We start from the raw sequence: 16,726 nt of genomic DNA on the forward strand, positions 1-16,726 counted from the left end.
GTGGTGGGTGATGACGGGATCGAACCGCCGACCCCCTCCTTGTAAGGGAGGTGCTCTCCCAGCTGAGCTAATCACCCGATACTACGCTGGATACTACAACTAACTAGGTTAGTGGTGGGTCGTGCAGGATGACTCGACTTCGTCTCGCCCTTCGGGCCGTTGCTGACGCAACGTTATCCTTCACGTTTTACTACCGCTTCCACCTTAGCGATTGGTGGGTCGTGCAGGATTCGAACCTGCGACCAATTGATTAAAAGTCAACTGCTCTACCAACTGAGCTAACGACCCACTTTTTCGTTGCTTTCGGTTTGTTTGATATCCCGTGGCAACGGCGGCATATATTACTGATTTCAGACTTGAGCGCAACAAAAATTTCGATGTAGATCACTCAACTGCTTATGATTCGCACGACACGACCAGAAATAATGCGACTTCTGGTCGTGTGTTATGCATTACATCGCGTTCAGACGTTTTTGCGCCTGTTTTGCGCCATCAGTACCAGGGTATTTACTGATAACCTGCTGGTATACGGCTTTCGCTTTTGCGGTGTCACCTTTGTCCTGCATGATGACGCCGACTTTAAACATCGCATCTGCAGCCTTCGGTGACTTCGGATAGTTTTTCACTACCGAAGCAAAATAATACGCCGCATCATCTTTTTTACCCTTGTTGTAGTTTAACTGACCCAGCCAATAATTGGCGTTTGGCAGGTAAGTTGAATCAGGGTAATTTTTGATGAAATTCTGAAATGCCACCATTGCGTCATCCTGGCGGGATTTATCCTGCACCAGCGCAATAGCTGCATTGTAATCCGTGTTTGCATCACCGCTTTTCACCGGCGCGCCAGCATTCGCAGTACCAGCATCAGCTGTCGGCGTCGTTGATGCCGCCGCACCGCTTTGATCGCCGCTGGTTGATTGCGCCGCTGCACCACCGCTGCTGAGGCTATCGATCTGCAACAGGATCTGCTTTTGCCGCTCCACGACCTGATTCAGTTGATACTGATTTTCCTGAATCTGACCACGCAGGGAATCAATATCGGATTGATTATCAGAGAGTTGTTGCTGGAGTTGGGTTAAAAGCTGGCTGTGAGCATTAGAAATACGCTCAAGTTGAGTGACGCGGTCTTCGACCGAGCCTGAGCCGACACTACTGATTGGTGCCTGAGCAAAAGCGGCCCAGGGGGCCGCTATACCAACCAGTAACGACAGACTCAATAGTTGATGTCTGAAGTTACTGCTCATGCAATTCTCTTAGTAAACCAGTACCGCACGACGGTTTTTGGAGTATGCCGCTTCGTCATGACCCAGTACTGCAGGTTTTTCTTTACCGTAAGAAACGATGGAGATCTGGTCTGCAGAAACGCCTTTACCCTGCAGGTACATCTTAACGGCGTTCGCACGACGTTCACCCAGGGAGATGTTGTATTCCGGAGTACCACGTTCGTCCGCGTGACCTTCTACGGTGACTTTGTAAGACGGGTTGCTACGCAGGAAGTTTGCGTGTGCATCCAGCATTTGAGCGAAGTCAGAACGGATATCGTACTTGTCCAGATCGAAGTAAACGATGTTGTTCTGCTGCAGCTGTTGCATTTGCAGACGAGCCTGCTCTTCGGAAGACATGTTGCCATTGCCGCCGTTCGCATCCATACCAGTGCCGGCACCCAGCATGCCTTCGCTGCCGTCATTGCTGGCGTTCTTGTTGGAAGAACATGCCGCAATTGCCATAACAGGCAGAGCAATCATCAGCCCTTTCAGCACTTTGTTCAGTTGCATTTCAATGATTCCTTTACTATTCAATTAATTATTATCACAGATACGGCGACCAGGCAGGGAATTTGACCTGTCCATCAGTTGCCGGAAGACGCGCTTTGAAACGCCCATCTGTAGAAACCAAATTCAGCACGGATCCCATCCCCTGAGAAGAGCTGTAGATTACCATAGTGCCGTTAGGTGCCAGACTTGGCGTTTCATCCAGGAACGTGGACGACAGAACTTGTACGCCTCCCGTTGCCAGATCTTGTTTGGCAATGTGCTGCTGCCCACCATTGGAGCTGACCATTACCATAAATTTACCGTCGCTGCTGACATCCGCATCCTGGTTCTGCGAACCTTCCCAGGTAATACGTTGTGGCGCACCGCCGTTGATATTCACTTTATAAACCTGCGGACGACCGGCCTGGTCAGAAGTAAATGCCAGGTTCTGGCTGTCCGGGAACCAGGTCGGTTCGGTATTGTTACTGCGACCATCAGTCACCTGGCGGATCTGACCAGAAGCCAAATCCATTACGTACAGGTTCAGGCTACCGGTTTTCGACAAGGCGAATGCCAGTTTGCTGCCGTCTGGCGAGAATGCAGGTGCACCGTTGTGACGCGGGAATGAAGCCACCTGACGTACAGCACCATTTGCCAGCGTTTGAATAACTAGCGCTGAACGACCGCTCTCGAAAGTCACATAGGCCAGTTTAGAACCGTCTGGTGACCACGCCGGAGACATCAGCGGCTGCGGAGAACGGTGAACGACAAACTGGTTGTAACCGTCATAGTCAGATACGCGCAGTTCATACGGGAACTGACCGCCATTGGTCTGAACAACGTAGGCAATACGGGTACGGAACGCACCTTTAATGCCGGTCAGTTTTTCAAACACTTCATCACTGGCGGTATGACCAGCATAACGCAGCCACTGCTTGTTCACTTTGTACGAGTTCTGAGCAAGTACAGTACCCGGTGCGCCGCCAGTGTCAACCAGCTGATAAGCAACATTGTAAGAGCCGTCCGGATTCGGAGTGACCTGGCCGACAACCACAGCGTCAATGCCCAGCGCAGACCATGCTGCTGGTTGTACTTCCTGTGCACTACCCGGCTGCTGTGGCAGACGAGCGCGATCTAATGGATTAAATTTACCGCTGTTACGCAAGTCAGCAGCAACGATGCCGCCAATATCTTCAGGTGCTGCACCAGGACCCGCCCACTGGAAAGGAACAACGCCAATAGGACGACCGGAATCTACACCGCTGTCGATCACAATGCGGACTTCAGCATGCAGAACTGATGCCCACAGTATGAGAAAACCAAATGCTACTCGTAATGCCTGCTTCATCATATCTCCCTTATCTGGACCGATGGCCCACGATAATTTAGCAGAATGTTAACAAACTAAAATACACAAAACTACCAGAACCCCGTGGCAACCGGTGTCTGATGTTGACCGTCGGAACAGTCAGCATCGCGATTACGGTTTGAAGTCCAATGGCGCGTTTTTGAACACTTCATATACTGCCTGGCTTGGTGGTTTCGGGATCTTCGCAAGTTTAGCTGCTGCCAACGCAGCCTGACAAAGTGCGGGATCGCCACCTTCAGGTTTGATATCCAGTAACATACCATCGGGTGCCAGTTTTATGCGCAGCGTACAGGTCTTGCCTGCATAGGACGATGCGTCATAGAACTTACTTTCGATAGCAGATTTAATCTGCCCGGCATAGTTATTGATATCGGCCCCTGATGCGCCATTGTTTTTAGTATTACCACTCCCGGCAGGCGAAGCATTGTTCCCTTTCGCCCCTCCCCCCGTTTTCGGTGCATTCTTACCAGAGCTTAGCTCACCGAAAATATCATCTGCCTCTGCGGCCGCTTTTGCTGCAGCGGCTTTTTCAGCTGCAGCTTTTGCCGCTGCCGCTTTTTTGTCTGCGGCGGCTTTTTCTGCCGCTGCTTTCTTATCAGCTGCTGCCTTTTCAGCAGCCGCTTTTTCTGCTGCTTTTTTGTCGGCTGCAGCTTTCTCTGCCGCTGCTTTCTTATCAGCTGCTGCCTTTTCAGCAGCCGCTTTCTTCTCAGCTTCTGCCTTGGTTTTTTCAGCAGCTTCAGTTGCCGCTTTTTTTCTTGCTTCAGCTGCAGCTGCTTCTGCCGCTTCCGCTTTCTTCTTCAGCGCCGCAGCGGCTGCTTCGGCTTTTTTCTGCGCTTCGGCTGCGGCTTTGGCTGCTTCTGCTTCTGCTTTTTTCTTCGCGTCTGCAGCCGCTTTCTTCGCTGCTTCTTCCGCAGCTTTTGCATCCGCTTCAGCCTTCGCTTTAGCATCTGCAGCCGCTTTCGCTGCCGCCTCTTCCGCTTGCTTCTGCTTTAACTCGGCCTGTTTTGCGGCTTCTTCAGCCTGCTTTTTCTGCTCCTGAGCCGCTAACCGCTCTTTCTCAAGTTGCTTCAGGCGTTCCTGTTCAGCCGCTTGTTTCTCACGCAGTTCTTCCGCAGCCTGCTGTTCCTTCATCTTGCGCTGCTCATCAGAACGCTTCGCGCTTGATTCCTGGCTTTGCATGCGTTTGTACTGCTCAACTACCGCACCTGAATCAACCATTACAGCGTCGATGGACGAACCACCGCCGCCTCCGGCTGAAGCTTCTATATTCTCATCGAACGAACTCCAGATCAGCGCCGCAAATAAGATGACATGCAGCACTGCTGAAATAATTATCGCCCGCTTGAGCTTGTCGTTTTGTTCGGTTGCCTTTGACACTCTCGGTTTCCAAAAACTGTTCGCCTGTTACCCGCTCTCTTTCAAGCAAGGGAAACGCAGATGTTTAGATAGGCTGCGTCATTAAACCAACCGATTTCACACCCGCACTATGTAACAAGTTCAGTGCTTTAATTATTTCATCGTAAGGCACATCTTTTGCGCCACCGATCAGAAAGACCGTTTTCGGGTTGGCCTTGAAACGGCTGGACACTTCCGCCACCACCTGCTCTGGTGGTAAACGCTCCAGGCGATCTTTCTCAACCACCACGGTGTACTGACCAATACCAGACACTTCAACAATCACTGGCGGATTATCGTTACTGCTCACCGCCTGTGATTCAGTAGCGTCTGGCAGATCGACCTCCACGCTCTGGGTGATGATGGGCGCTGTCGCCATAAAGATCAGCAACAGCACCAGCAGTACGTCCAGCAACGGTACAATGTTGATTTCGGACTTGAGATCGCGACGACCTCGTCCACGCGCTCTGGCCATGGCTTACCCCTTGTTGCTCTCGCTAACGGTAAACGCCTGGCGGTGCAGAATCGCGGTAAACTCTTCCATAAAGTTGTCGTAATTCAGTTCCAGTTTGTTTACGCGCTGGTTGAGGCGGTTATAAGCCATTACCGCCGGAATTGCGGCGAACAGACCAATTGCCGTCGCAATCAACGCTTCTGCGATACCGGGCGCAACCATTTGCAGTGTTGCTTGTTTTACCGCCCCGAGGGCGATAAAGGCGTGCATGATCCCCCAGACCGTACCAAACAGACCAATATACGGGCTGATGGAGCCAACCGTACCGAGGAACGGAATGTGCGTTTCCAGATTTTCAAGTTCACGGTTCATGGAAATACGCATCGCTCGCGACGCCCCTTCCACTACGGCTTCCGGCGCATGGCTATTGGCACGATGTAGGCGCACAAACTCTTTGAACCCGCTGTAAAAGATTTGTTCCGAACCGGTCAGATTATCCCGTTTCCCCTGGCTCTCTTGATAGAGGCGAGAAAGTTCGATTCCAGACCAGAATTTATCTTCAAACGCTTCGGCTTCGCGCGCCGCTGCGTTAAGAATACGGGTCCGCTGGATAATAATGGCCCAGGATGCGATTGAAAAACCAATCAAAATCAACATGATAAGTTTAACCAGAAGGCTAGCCTTCAGGAACAAATCAAGGATATTCATGTCAGTCACTGCTTAAACTCCGCGACAATAGACTTGGGAAGCGCACGAGGCTTCATTTTGAGTGGGTCAACGCAAACAACCAGAACCTCTGCTTCATTCAGCAAAGTATTCTCGGCGTTGACAATACGTTGCGTGAAAACCAAAGAGGTGCCACGCATTGATGTTATTTCAGTCTGTATTTCGAGCATATCGTCGAGCCGCGCAGGTGCATAATATTCCACCGTCATTTTACGCACCACAAAGGCAACGCGTTCAGCCATCAGCGCCTGCTGACTGAAGTGATGATGACGCAGCATCTCTGTGCGTGCTCTTTCATAAAAAGCGACGTAACTGGCGTGGTACACCACACCACCGGCATCGGTATCTTCATAGTAGACGCGAACCGGCCATCGAAACAGCGTTGTATTCACTTTACATCCCGGTAATGCAACAAAAGTTAGAGCTTTTAAACGCTGCTACTATACGCGCGCGATTGAGGTTTGGGAATGAGGGCAAGTTAAGGGAGCGTAAAAATTTATGGGCCTGAAGCGGCCCATAAATTTTTAAAGAGAATTCTGATTTAAAAGAAGAAGAAAATCAGCCCGACAATGAGAACAATATCGGCAAGCAAAGGGCAAAAAATCCCTTGCCAGAGAACCTTCTGCGGACGAAAGCCCACGCCGTGAATAACACCAGCACAGACGGCCCACATCAGCAATAAACCATGCCAGATTTCCAGTTCACTGGTCTTCGCGGCGAAACGTGACGGGTCCCAAAACATACATCCTGCTAACAGAAGCGCCATCACGAAGGAAAGCGCCCGCAGGGGGCGCTTGTCCATTACCGCATACAAGGTTGCGATAATCTTACTCATCAGATGTCTTCTTGACCGGCTTTGCCTGATTCGACGTGCTCAAGCGCCAGCGCGGTGATTACCCCAAACGAACAGGCAAGAAGCGTTCCCAGAATCCATGCGAAATACCACATTTTTAGCTCCTTACTTAGTACAGAGAGTGGGTGTTACGTTCAATATCTTCTTTGGTGATACGACCGAACATTTTCCAGTAGCACCAGGCGGTGTAGAGCAGAATGATCGGTACCAGAACCACCGCAACCCAGGTCATGACGTTAAGCGTCAGCTGGCTGGAAGTTGCATCCCACATTGTCAGACTTGCGTTCATCATGGTGCTGGACGGCATCACAAACGGGAACATTGCAATACCGGCAGTCAGGATGATGCAGGCCAGCGTCAGGGAGGAGAACACAAACGCCCACGCCGCTTTATCCATACGTGCAGTCAGAATGGTCAGCAGAGGCAGAACCACACCCAGTACCGGAATAGCCCACAGAATCGGCGTGTTGTTGAAGTTCACCAACCATGCGCCAGCTTCACGAACCACTTCTTTATTCAGCGGGTTAGATGCCGCGTAATGGTCCATTGTTGATTTCACAACATAACCATCGATACCGTACATCACCCATACGCCAGCCAGTGCGAAGCAAACCAGTGTCACCAGTGCCGCCACCTGAGCCGTTGCACGGGTACGCAGGTGCAGTTCGCCCACGGTACGCATCTGCAGATAGGTTGCGCCCTGAGTAATGATCATCCCTACGCTCACCACGCCAGCCAGCAGGCCGAACGGGTTAAGCAGCTGGAAGAAGTTACCGGTGTAGTACAGACGCAGGTATTCATCAACGTTAAACGGTACGCCCTGCAACAGGTTACCGAACGCCACACCAATCACCAGCGGCGGAACGAAGCTACCAATGAAGATGCCCCAGTCCCACATGTTACGCCAGCGGGTTTCTTCAATCTTGGAGCGGTAGTCAAAACCGACCGGACGGAAGAACAGAGACGCCAGCACGAGGATCATCGCGACATAGAAGCCGGAGAACGCAGCGGCATAGACCATCGGCCAGGCAGCAAACAGAGCGCCACCCGCAGTGATCAGCCATACCTGGTTACCGTCCCAGTGTGGTGCGATGGAGTTAATCATAATTCGACGATCGGTGTCGTTACGACCGAGGAAACGGGTGAGCATGCCCACCCCCATGTCGAAACCGTCAGTGACTGCAAAACCAATCAGCAGAACGCCAACCAGCAGCCACCAGATAAAACGCAATACTTCATAATCGATCATTTGACGACTCCTGTCTTAGCGTGCCGGCTGAGTAGTCGTGGAAGACTGCTCAAAGTGATAGCGACCGGTTTTCAGGCTGCTTGGGCCGAGGCGTGCAAACTTGAACATCAAGAACAATTCTGCCACCAGGAACAGGGTATACAGGCCACAAATCAGCACCATCGAGAAGATGAGATCGCCTGCGGTCAGTGACGAGTTCGCTACAGCTGTCGGCAGCACTTCACCGATAGCCCAAGGTTGGCGACCATATTCAGCCACGAACCAGCCCGCTTCTACAGCAATCCACGGCAACGGAATACCGTACAGTGCGGCGCGCAGCAGCCATTTTTTCTCGCCAATACGGTTGCGGATGACACTCCAGAAAGAGAGCGCGATGATTGCCAGCAGCAGGAAGCCACACGCCACCATGATACGGAACGCGAAGTACAGCGGCGCTACACGTGGAATGGAGTCTTTGGTTGCCTGTTGAATCTGCGCTTCAGTTGCATCCGCCACGTTTGGCGTGTAGCGTTTCAGCAACAGACCGTAACCGAGGTCTTTCTTCATGCTATTGAACTGGTCACGAACCGCCTGGTCAGTAGAACCAGAACGCAGTTGCTCGAGCAGAGAGTACGCCTTCATCCCGTTACGGATGCGTTCTTCATGCTGCACCATCAGCTCTTTCAGGCCGATAACCGGGGTATCCACGGAACGCGTTGCAATGATGCCCAGCGCGTAAGGGATCTGGATCGCAAATTTGTTCGTCTCCTCTTCCTGATCAGGAATGCCGAACAGAGTAAAGGCAGCAGGTGCAGGTTGCGTTTCCCACTCGGCTTCAATAGCAGCCAGTTTGGTTTTCTGCACGTCGCCCATTTCATAACCGGATTCATCACCCAGAACAATAACAGACAGAACGGCAGCCATACCGAAGCTGGCAGCGATAGCAAAGGAGCGTTTAGCAAAGGCGAAGTCACGACCTTTCAACATATACCATGCGCTGATACCGAGGATGAACATCGCGCCAGTCACATAACCAGACGCTACCGTGTGAACGAATTTCACCTGAGCAACCGGGTTAAGCACCAGCTCGGAGAAGCTCACCATCTCCATACGCATAGTTTCAAAGTTGAAATCGGACGCGATTGGGTTTTGCATCCAGCCGTTCGCAACCAGAATCCACAGTGCGGACAGGTTTGAACCAAGCGCCACCAGCCAGGTGACACACATATGCTGAACTTTACCCAGACGATCCCAACCGAAGAAGAACAGACCTACAAAGGTGGATTCGAGGAAGAAGGCCATCAGACCTTCGATTGCCAGCGGCGCACCGAAGATATCCCCTACATAGTGGGAATAGTAAGACCAGTTAGTCCCGAACTGGAACTCCATGGTCAGACCGGTTGCCACACCCAGAGCGAAGTTGATACCAAACAACTTGCCCCAGAACTTGGTCATATCTTTATAAATCTGTTTGCCGGAAAGGACGTAGACCGTTTCCATAATGGCCAGCAGGAACGCCATACCGAGCGTCAGTGGCACAAAAAGGAAGTGGTACATCGCGGTCAAGGCAAACTGTAAGCGCGACAGTTCGACTATATCTAACATCATGACTCCTTGCTCATCGCATGAAGACTCCGAGAGTGAACCCCGTTAGAAAGGGTCACACGCATGCCCCAATACAAAATTATTTGCTCGCCTCTATCGCTGTCTTTTCCTCAAAAGTGGAAAAGACAATGATAAAAAAGTTACAAATATGTTAATGAATAAACCAAATTGATCCCGTAATTATATTACGCCGCAAAATCCTTACAATAAACAGGTTTTTATTGAGCAAATTTGCATTTTTCGACAGTGATCAATTTATAGCGAAATTGTCACGACCTCACCAATTTGATCTACGACAATTTATCGTGTTTTGCAGATTTTTTTCAAGAATTAAAAATTGATTTATATCAAAACCAGTCAAATATGTTAATTATGTATAAACCATAGACCATTGGTAATTTTATTGTTAATTTATTGTGAAATATTTATGTAACACAATTATTACAATAAAAAGACATAGATAAAAAACCAGTGTTTTATTTAACAGAATCGCCTTATCAACTTTTTATAATACCAATTGATTAGAGTAGCCAATTTGTTGCTATTTTACATAACATATTTTTATCAAAGTTAATTGATTGTTGCCTTTATGAGCATCGCTGTAAGACCGCCATGTTATTGTTTCATTTGTAATAATCACCAATAAGTATCGATGAGAGAGATATCGCTTAACAGAGGCGACTGTGTCTGCATGAACACAGGCAACTTTCGCCTGATAAACGAAAAATGAGCGATTTTTGCAAGTTAGTTTTTCTATAGCCGGGTAAGCTGAGCGCCTCGCTTGATTACAATGAGGTTGCTGCCATGGGTCTTGATAATATAGGTTCTGTTGTCAATCGCTTCTCTGGTTGGCCATCAAATGATCCTCTAAAAACAGATAACGAATCAATGACATCACCCGTGACTGTGCAGGTAATAAAGTTGATTGCCGCCATCCTTGACCCACATCGGATAGTCGTTGGTATCGATACACTTTATACAACGCAGCGCAAAACATTTACCTCAGAGGGTCAACAACTCATTGAATCAGCATTGAAAACACTTAATGTGATGAATTTAAATAGCCTGGAAACAGATCGCGATGAGGAGGGTAACTATCTGGCTTTTGGATATAACGTTGACACTCCTGACAGAATAACCGTTTCTGCTTATAATGAAAAAAAACCTTTCTGTTATGGCCAATGTCTTTTAATACAGGATGAAGAACCAGATTTATTTAACCTGGTAAAAATTAAAACCTTTGAAGCCAGGCATAATTATGTTTCTAAATTGATGAGCGATCCGGAATTTATGTTTAAATTCAGTTATAGCGCCCAACAAAATAGATTAGAACCTCATCTTCTGGTTCCCACTTATTTCCCTCTGAAAACAAACCAACCGGTTACGCTAGAGGATGTACTGATACTTTATCGTTTCTTTAAAATGAATGGCGATTTTAATATATTAACATCAGATGAATACATGAGTATCATGACACCTCTGATGAAGTGTGAGCGTAGTGTCCACGACCATAACAGGTATGTGACGGGCAAAGATGCTCTTCTTCTGGACAATCCTCCGTCTGGTAACCAGATATATTTCCATATTTCCCCTGACGAATCAGCAACACTTGTCCTTTATTTTTCAGACAATAACCTTGAATCCTTCGTCTTTGAAAATGATATTCCGAGCCAGTATCGACATTTCAAAATGTTTACCAATTTAGCACTAGTTATTGATCAGTTAACCGACGCCAATCAAATACTTTAATTTTCTATACAGCCCTGTGTAAAATATTGCTAAACAGTGCCCGGGGTTGATTTTTATTCCTCACGGTGATATTTAAATCATGACACCATCTCAGCTCTCTTTTAATACTCTTCCTGTCAATGCAACATGCACTTCAGAGATAACAGTAAACACACAAAAATTCTCTGACATCCTCTACTCAGTGGGGTATTCCCTAAAGGATCTGGCTTATCTGAGCAGATGTCTGGCATCATTACACCCGACACTCGCCAAAAACATTTATGAAACGGAAAATCTCAGCGATCAAAAATTACTTTATATAGATTGCCGTAGTACAAATGAAATCAAGATAAATATCTTTTTGGGTCAAAAAAGAGAAGAATTAATCGAAATTAGTTCTGACACAGTCATTTTTTCGATACTGTCTTCATTGATTGACTCCACCATTTCTAAATTTCAACACCAAAACCCCGTTAACGGTTCAGTAAATCCTGACCTATTGTATGGGGATTGTACTGATTAAATCCCTCCTGTCGCGAAAAATGGCCTGCGTTATTGCCAGACGTAATAAAACTTTTGATTAACGTTACTCGTACTGGTAGCACCTTCATGTACTTCTCTTTTTTACGAAAAATCAAAAGAGCTAACAAAGGTCATTCTTCGCATGGATCATTAATTATTTGTTATTTTCAACATTATTTTTACATTAAGCATATATGAATTGCAGTGAAATTCGACTTAACTTTTATGAAATGCATTTACTCATGGCTAAAGCCACGTCACAAAAATGCAAATTAGAAGTTGATCACAATTATCTCAATACATCAAATCAAGTTAATTTTAAAAATTTAACATTCATGACATTAGTTGACATAACACACTGAATTAAAATGAGAATTTAAAAACACACTTTAAACAATCATTTCCCGAAAGACATTTTGAAAATAGATCAATTGCAACATTACGGTCAGATAAAGACACTCCTCTGATATTAAACCTGTGCCGTTATGAACGGCCATAAATACGACGTGTGTAACTTAATTTACTCTCTGTCTTACAAAGGATTACCCATGAAGAAAGCAACACTTGTGATTGGCGTTATTGGCGCGGACTGCCATGCAGTAGGCAATAAAGTTCTGGACCGCGTTTTTAGCAACCATGACTTCAGAGTCATTAATCTGGGCGTAATGGTCAGCCAGGACGAATATATTGATGCTGCCATTGAAACTGGCGCTGACGCGATTGTCGTCTCCTCTATCTATGGGCATGGCGATATCGATTGTCTGGGCATGCGCGAACGCTGCATCGAGCGTGGGCTGGGTAACATCCTGCTCTATGTGGGCGGTAACCTGGTGGTCGGAAAACATGACTTCGCTGACGTGGAAACCAAGTTCAAAGAGATGGGATTTGATCGCGTCTTCGCCCCAAGTCATGACTTAGAAGATGTCTGCCAGCTGATGGCCCACGATATCAACCAACGTCATGGCGTTGAAACTCGCATTCTTGAAGAGGCAATCTGATGCAAATCGTCTCTGTCGATATTGGATCGACGTGGACCAAAGCAGCCCTCTTCACCCGGGAGGGGGACGCGTTAACGTTGGTTAACCACGTTCTGACCCCAACCACCATCCATCATCTGGCAGAGGGATTTTTCTCCAGCCTTAACCAGGTGTTAAACGTAGATAATGCCCTCCCCCTGTTAAACCGCGGTGAGGTTGCATTGAAGTATTCCTCTTCTGCCAAAGGTGGGCTGGCGGTTGCCGCAATGGGAATAGTGCCTTCTATCACTCTGGAAACCGCGAAAGTAACCGCTCACTCTGCAGGTGCTAAAATTGCGCAATATTACTCCTACAAGCTGAACCGCCGTGATATCCAGGCACTAGAAGAAACGCAGCCCGATATTCTTTTGTTCACCGGCGGCACCGACGGAGGAGAAGAAAGTTACGGACTGAATAACGCCCGTGTGCTGGCAGAATCCAAACTCGACTGCGCCATTATTTATGCCGGAAACCGGGATATTCAGGATGAGGTGCAGGAGATCCTCGGGCATAAAGACCTGACCATCGTCGACAATGTTCTACCCGATCTTGACCATCCGAACCCTTTAGCTGCACGCCAGGCTATCTGCGACATATTCCTTAAACGCATCGTTAAAGGGAAAGGGCTGGATGTCATTGTTGATAAAACAGGCGAAGAACCAATGCCGACACCATGGACGGTCTTTGAACTGGTTAAGGCAATCAGTAACGTCGATCACAGCTGGAAAGAGTTCATGCTGATCGACATGGGCGGCGCAACCACCGATGTCTATTCCGCCTGTGCCAACACGCTCTCGCCCGACACTGTTTTACATGGCGTACCGGAACCCTTCGTAAAACGGACGGTGGAAGGCGATCTGGGAATGCGCGTCTCGGCAATGGTGGTTGGTGAAAGTGCGAAAGAGTTAGTCAGTGTGAATTTTGCTCAGCAACCCGCACAGTTGGACGCTTTTTATCATTACCTCCGTCATCTAGTCGCTCATCCCGACTACTTACCCGCGAATGCAGATGAAAAATATTTCGATACCGTCCTGGCCGGACTGTGTGTGGGTTATGCCACCGAAAGACATGCGGGCACCAAAAAAGAGGTCTGCACCTGCATCGGCAATGTCGATTTACAGATGGGACGCGACCTGACAACTGTGCGTAAAGTCGTTGGATCCGGCGGATGGCTCTCGCGTGCCAGCCAGTTCGATATGCATCGCTGGTTGAAATACCGCGAGTTAAACGACGACGGCAAACGCATTCTCTTACCGACCGAATTTGAATATTACCGCGATTCCCGGGGGCTATTACCACTGCTGGCAAACGTCGCCAGAGTCGATCCGCTGGCCGCCGCGCGCACCAGTATTCAATGCTTAACCCTATAACAATTAAGGCTGCAATCAATGGAACTTCGAAATAAGAAATTAACCCATGACGAATTCATGACCGAGCGGCAACAGGTACTGAAAACCTGGGAAACCGGCAAGGATGTTGAAAACTTTGAAGATGGCGTTAAATACCAACAAACCATTCCTGAGCATAAACGCTTCTCTCTTGCCCTGCTGAAAGCAGACAAGGAAGGTAAAACCCTTAGCCAACCGCGCGCAGGCGTGGCGCTGATGGACGAACACATCGAACTACTGAAAACACTACAAGAAGAGTGCGATCTGCTGCCGAGCACTATCGATGCATATACCCGTCTGAATCGGTACGAAGAAGCGGCTGTAGGGATTAAAAAATCCATCGAAGCCGGAACCTCTAAACTGAACGGTTTACCGGTAGTTAACCACGGCGTCGCCGCTTGCCGTCGCCTCACCGAAACTCTGCAAAAACCGCTACAGATCCGCCACGGCACGCCAGATGCGCGTCTGCTGGCTGAAATCTCGATGGCCAGCGGCTTTACCAGTTATGAAGGCGGCGGCATTTCCTACAATATTCCGTATGCCAAGCGCGTAACGCTGGAAAAATCGATCCGCGACTGGCAGTACTGCGATCGTTTAATGGGGATGTACGAAGAACACGGGATCCGCATCAACCGCGAACCGTTTGGCCCACTAACGGGTACGCTGATCCCGCCGTTTATCTCGCACTCTATCGCAATAATCGAAGGCTTGCTGGCACTGGAACAGGGTGTGAAGTCTATCACCGTTGGTTATGGTCAGGTCGGTAGCCTGACGCAGGATGTTGCGGCGATCCAATCTCTGCGGGAACTTGCACACGAATATTTTCAGAGCTATGGCTATACCGACTACGAATTAAGTACCGTGTTTCACCAGTGGATGGGAGGCTTTCCGGAGGACGAATCGAAAGCGTTCGCCATTATCTCCTGGGGTGCTGCCGTCGCGGGGATGTCTGGTGCTACCAAAGTCATCACCAAAAGTCCGCACGAAGCCTGGGGCATCCCGACTGCTGCTGCCAACATTCAGGGGCTAAAAGCCTCCCGCCAGATGCTCAACATGGTCAACGAGCAGAAATTCCCGCCGTGCCCGGCGGTTGAACTGGAAATTGAACTGATTAAGAGCGAGGTTCGCGCGGTACTGAACAAAGTGTTCGAACTGGGTAATGGTGATATCGCGCGCGGTACGGTGCTGGCATTTGAAGCGGGCGTACTGGATGTGCCGTTTGCACCAGCCGCCTGCAACGCGGGCAAAATTCTTCCGGTCCGTGGCAACACCGGCGCGATACGCGTACTGGAAGCCGGGGCCGTTCCATTGCCAAAAGATATTCTCGACCTCCACCACGATTACGTTGCGGAACGCGCGCGCTTTGAAGGACGCCAACCGACATTCCAGATGGTTGTAGATGACATCAATGCTGTATCCCACAGTAAATTAATAGGAAGACCATAATGAAAATAAAACAGGCCCTTTTTACCGCTGGCTACTCTTCATTCTATTTCGATGACCAGCAGGCGATAAAAAACGGAGCGGGTCACGACGGTTTTTTTTATACCGGGGAGCCAGTAACACAGGGGTTTAACGCCGTACGTCAGGCCGGGGAGTGCGTTTCGGTTCAGTTGATTCTGGAAAACGGTGCGGTCGCCGTAGGTGACTGTGCTGCCGTACAGTATTCCGGGGCAGGCGGTCGCGATCCACTGTTCCTCGCAGAGCACTTTATTCCGTTCCTCAACGACCATATCAAGCCATTACTGGTAGGCCGCGATGTGGATGCTTTCCTGCCGAATGCCCGTTTCTTCGACAAATTGCGTATTGACGGCAACTTGCTGCATACCGCCGTACGTTACGGATTATCACAGGCGCTGCTTGATGCTACCGCGCTGGCAACCGGCCGTCTGAAAACTGAAGTGGTCTGTGATGAATGGCAGTTGCCACGCGTGGCGGAATCCATTCCATTATTTGGTCAGAGCGGCGACGATCGATATATCGCCGTCGATAAGATGATCCTTAAGGGCATCGACGTGCTGCCCCATGCGCTGATTAATAACGTCGAAGAGAAACTGGGCTTTAAAGGTGAAAAACTGCGCGAATATGTCCGCTGGTTGTCAGATCGCATTCTGAGCAAGCGCACCAGCGCACGCTACCACCCTACCCTGCACATCGATGTATACGGCACTATCGGTCTGATCTTCGATATGGATCCGCTTCGCTGTGCGCAATACATCGCCAGTCTGGAAAAAGAGGCGCAAGGCCTGCCGCTCTACATTGAGGGGCCGGTCGATGCCGGTAACAAGCCCGATCAAATCCGCCTGCTGACCGCGATTACCAAAGAGCTGACGCGCCTCGGTTCCGGCGTGAAAATCGTGGCCGATGAATGGTGTAACACCTACCAGGATATTGTTGATTTCACTGATGCCGCCAGTTGCCACATGGTGCAAATCAAAACCCCGGATCTGGGCAGTATTCACAACATCGTCGATGCAGTTCTTTATTGCAACAGCCACAGCATGGAAGCGTACCAGGGCGGCACCTGCAATGAAACTGATGTCAGTGCCCGCACCTGTGTCCACGTCGCCCTTGCTGCTCGCCCCATGCGTATGCTGGTAAAACCAGGGATGGGCTTTGACGAAGGCCTCGATATCGTCTTCAACGAAATGAATCGTACTATCGCGCTGTTGCAGGCTAAGGATTAAC

The 16,726-nt window shown here is 49.1% G+C and carries 17 protein-coding genes and 2 tRNA genes; 6 read left to right on the plus strand and 13 right to left on the minus strand.

Annotated features, from left to right (window positions below; all coding sequences use genetic code 11):
• Nucleotide 1 precedes the first annotated feature (1 nt).
• From FQZ95_RS03190 to cydA, 13 genes are all read right to left on the minus strand, one after another.
• Nucleotides 2-77, minus strand: a tRNA-Val gene (locus FQZ95_RS03190).
• 135 nt (nucleotides 78-212) lie between these two features.
• A tRNA-Lys gene (locus FQZ95_RS03195) sits at nucleotides 213-288 on the minus strand.
• 164 nt (nucleotides 289-452) lie between these two features.
• A complete protein-coding gene (cpoB, locus tag FQZ95_RS03200; RefSeq protein ID WP_000097569.1) occupies nucleotides 453-1,244 on the minus strand; it encodes a cell division protein CpoB in 792 nt (263 codons plus the stop codon).
• Nucleotides 1,245-1,253: 9 nt separating this feature from the next.
• A complete protein-coding gene (gene pal / locus FQZ95_RS03205; RefSeq protein WP_001295306.1) occupies nucleotides 1,254-1,775 on the minus strand; it encodes a peptidoglycan-associated lipoprotein Pal in 522 nt (173 codons plus the stop codon).
• A 34-nt stretch (nucleotides 1,776-1,809) separates the two neighbouring features.
• On the minus strand, nucleotides 1,810-3,102 hold the full coding sequence (gene tolB / locus FQZ95_RS03210; protein WP_001295307.1) for a Tol-Pal system beta propeller repeat protein TolB: 1,293 nt from the start codon (nucleotides 3,100-3,102) through the stop codon (nucleotides 1,810-1,812).
• Between the two features lie 132 nt (nucleotides 3,103-3,234).
• On the minus strand, nucleotides 3,235-4,500 hold the full coding sequence (gene tolA, locus FQZ95_RS03215) for a cell envelope integrity protein TolA (RefSeq protein WP_032302713.1): 1,266 nt from the start codon (nucleotides 4,498-4,500) through the stop codon (nucleotides 3,235-3,237).
• Nucleotides 4,501-4,564: 64 nt separating this feature from the next.
• Complete coding sequence (tolR, locus tag FQZ95_RS03220) at nucleotides 4,565-4,993, minus strand: colicin uptake protein TolR (protein WP_000090097.1); 429 nt, start codon at nucleotides 4,991-4,993, stop codon at nucleotides 4,565-4,567.
• Nucleotides 4,994-4,996: 3 nt separating this feature from the next.
• Nucleotides 4,997-5,689, minus strand: a complete 693-nt coding sequence (gene tolQ, locus FQZ95_RS03225) for a Tol-Pal system protein TolQ (RefSeq protein ID WP_000131314.1) — start codon at nucleotides 5,687-5,689, stop codon at nucleotides 4,997-4,999.
• Nucleotides 5,686-6,090, minus strand: coding sequence for a tol-pal system-associated acyl-CoA thioesterase (gene ybgC / locus FQZ95_RS03230; protein WP_001098384.1), 405 nt, complete (start codon nucleotides 6,088-6,090; stop codon nucleotides 5,686-5,688). Before ybgC ends, tolQ begins: the two co-directional genes overlap by 4 nt.
• A 149-nt stretch (nucleotides 6,091-6,239) precedes the next feature.
• On the minus strand, nucleotides 6,240-6,533 hold the full coding sequence (gene ybgE / locus FQZ95_RS03235) for a cyd operon protein YbgE (protein WP_000034602.1): 294 nt from the start codon (nucleotides 6,531-6,533) through the stop codon (nucleotides 6,240-6,242).
• Nucleotides 6,533-6,646, minus strand: a complete 114-nt coding sequence (gene cydX, locus FQZ95_RS03240) for a cytochrome bd-I oxidase subunit CydX (protein ID WP_000270282.1) — start codon at nucleotides 6,644-6,646, stop codon at nucleotides 6,533-6,535. The genes ybgE and cydX overlap by 1 nt, the downstream gene beginning before the upstream one ends.
• 14 nt (nucleotides 6,647-6,660) lie before the next feature.
• Nucleotides 6,661-7,800, minus strand: a complete 1,140-nt coding sequence (gene cydB / locus FQZ95_RS03245; RefSeq protein ID WP_088541597.1) for a cytochrome d ubiquinol oxidase subunit II — start codon at nucleotides 7,798-7,800, stop codon at nucleotides 6,661-6,663.
• A gap of 15 nt (nucleotides 7,801-7,815) precedes the next feature.
• Nucleotides 7,816-9,384 carry a cytochrome ubiquinol oxidase subunit I gene (gene cydA, locus FQZ95_RS03250; RefSeq protein ID WP_000884361.1) on the minus strand — a complete coding sequence of 523 codons (1,569 nt, stop codon included), beginning with the start codon at nucleotides 9,382-9,384 and terminating at the stop codon, nucleotides 7,816-7,818.
• An 804-nt stretch (nucleotides 9,385-10,188) separates the two neighbouring features.
• Between cydA and FQZ95_RS03255 the strand changes: the two genes are divergently transcribed.
• The 6 genes from FQZ95_RS03255 (at nucleotide 10,189) to FQZ95_RS03280 (ending at nucleotide 16,725) form a co-directional block, all read left to right on the plus strand.
• Nucleotides 10,189-11,133, plus strand: coding sequence for a hypothetical protein (locus FQZ95_RS03255; protein WP_000522009.1), 945 nt, complete (start codon nucleotides 10,189-10,191; stop codon nucleotides 11,131-11,133).
• A 79-nt stretch (nucleotides 11,134-11,212) separates the two neighbouring features.
• Nucleotides 11,213-11,635, plus strand: a complete 423-nt coding sequence (locus tag FQZ95_RS03260) for a hypothetical protein (RefSeq protein WP_088541595.1) — start codon at nucleotides 11,213-11,215, stop codon at nucleotides 11,633-11,635.
• 547 nt (nucleotides 11,636-12,182) lie between these two features.
• On the plus strand, nucleotides 12,183-12,632 hold the full coding sequence (gene glmS, locus FQZ95_RS03265) for a methylaspartate mutase subunit S (RefSeq protein ID WP_088541593.1): 450 nt from the start codon (nucleotides 12,183-12,185) through the stop codon (nucleotides 12,630-12,632).
• Complete coding sequence (glmL, locus tag FQZ95_RS03270; protein WP_160529878.1) at nucleotides 12,632-14,020, plus strand: methylaspartate mutase accessory protein GlmL; 1,389 nt, start codon at nucleotides 12,632-12,634, stop codon at nucleotides 14,018-14,020. Before glmS ends, glmL begins: the two co-directional genes overlap by 1 nt.
• Nucleotides 14,021-14,038: 18 nt before the next feature.
• Nucleotides 14,039-15,484, plus strand: a complete 1,446-nt coding sequence (locus FQZ95_RS03275; RefSeq protein WP_160529879.1) for a methylaspartate mutase subunit E — start codon at nucleotides 14,039-14,041, stop codon at nucleotides 15,482-15,484.
• Nucleotides 15,484-16,725: a methylaspartate ammonia-lyase gene (locus FQZ95_RS03280; protein WP_000695027.1), complete on the plus strand. Its 1,242-nt coding sequence runs from the start codon at nucleotides 15,484-15,486 to the stop codon at nucleotides 16,723-16,725. Before FQZ95_RS03275 ends, FQZ95_RS03280 begins: the two co-directional genes overlap by 1 nt.
• Nucleotide 16,726: the final 1 nt, after the last annotated feature.

It is taken from the genome of Escherichia sp. HH41S, assembly GCF_009820115.1.
Lineage (GTDB): Bacteria > Pseudomonadota > Gammaproteobacteria > Enterobacterales > Enterobacteriaceae > Escherichia > Escherichia coli_F.

Excerpts from the sequence above, each read along its gene's own strand:
- glmS (WP_088541593.1), top strand. The coding sequence starts at position 12,183 with ATGAAGAAAGCAACACTTGTGATTGGCGTTATTGGCGCGGACTGCCAT.
- FQZ95_RS03255 (WP_000522009.1), top strand. The coding sequence starts at position 10,189 with ATGGGTCTTGATAATATAGGTTCTGTTGTCAATCGCTTCTCTGGTTGG.
- tolR (WP_000090097.1), bottom strand. The coding sequence starts at position 4,993 with ATGGCCAGAGCGCGTGGACGAGGTCGTCGCGATCTCAAGTCCGAAATC.
- cydA (WP_000884361.1), bottom strand. The coding sequence starts at position 9,384 with ATGTTAGATATAGTCGAACTGTCGCGCTTACAGTTTGCCTTGACCGCG.
- ybgE (WP_000034602.1), bottom strand. The coding sequence starts at position 6,533 with ATGAGTAAGATTATCGCAACCTTGTATGCGGTAATGGACAAGCGCCCC.
- cpoB (WP_000097569.1), bottom strand. The coding sequence starts at position 1,244 with ATGAGCAGTAACTTCAGACATCAACTATTGAGTCTGTCGTTACTGGTT.
- glmL (WP_160529878.1), top strand. The coding sequence starts at position 12,632 with ATGCAAATCGTCTCTGTCGATATTGGATCGACGTGGACCAAAGCAGCC.
- FQZ95_RS03275 (WP_160529879.1), top strand. The coding sequence starts at position 14,039 with ATGGAACTTCGAAATAAGAAATTAACCCATGACGAATTCATGACCGAG.
- cydB (WP_088541597.1), bottom strand. The coding sequence starts at position 7,800 with ATGATCGATTATGAAGTATTGCGTTTTATCTGGTGGCTGCTGGTTGGC.
- cydX (WP_000270282.1), bottom strand. The coding sequence starts at position 6,646 with ATGTGGTATTTCGCATGGATTCTGGGAACGCTTCTTGCCTGTTCGTTT.
- FQZ95_RS03260 (WP_088541595.1), top strand. The coding sequence starts at position 11,213 with ATGACACCATCTCAGCTCTCTTTTAATACTCTTCCTGTCAATGCAACA.
- tolB (WP_001295307.1), bottom strand. The coding sequence starts at position 3,102 with ATGAAGCAGGCATTACGAGTAGCATTTGGTTTTCTCATACTGTGGGCA.
- FQZ95_RS03280 (WP_000695027.1), top strand. The coding sequence starts at position 15,484 with ATGAAAATAAAACAGGCCCTTTTTACCGCTGGCTACTCTTCATTCTAT.
- pal (WP_001295306.1), bottom strand. The coding sequence starts at position 1,775 with ATGCAACTGAACAAAGTGCTGAAAGGGCTGATGATTGCTCTGCCTGTT.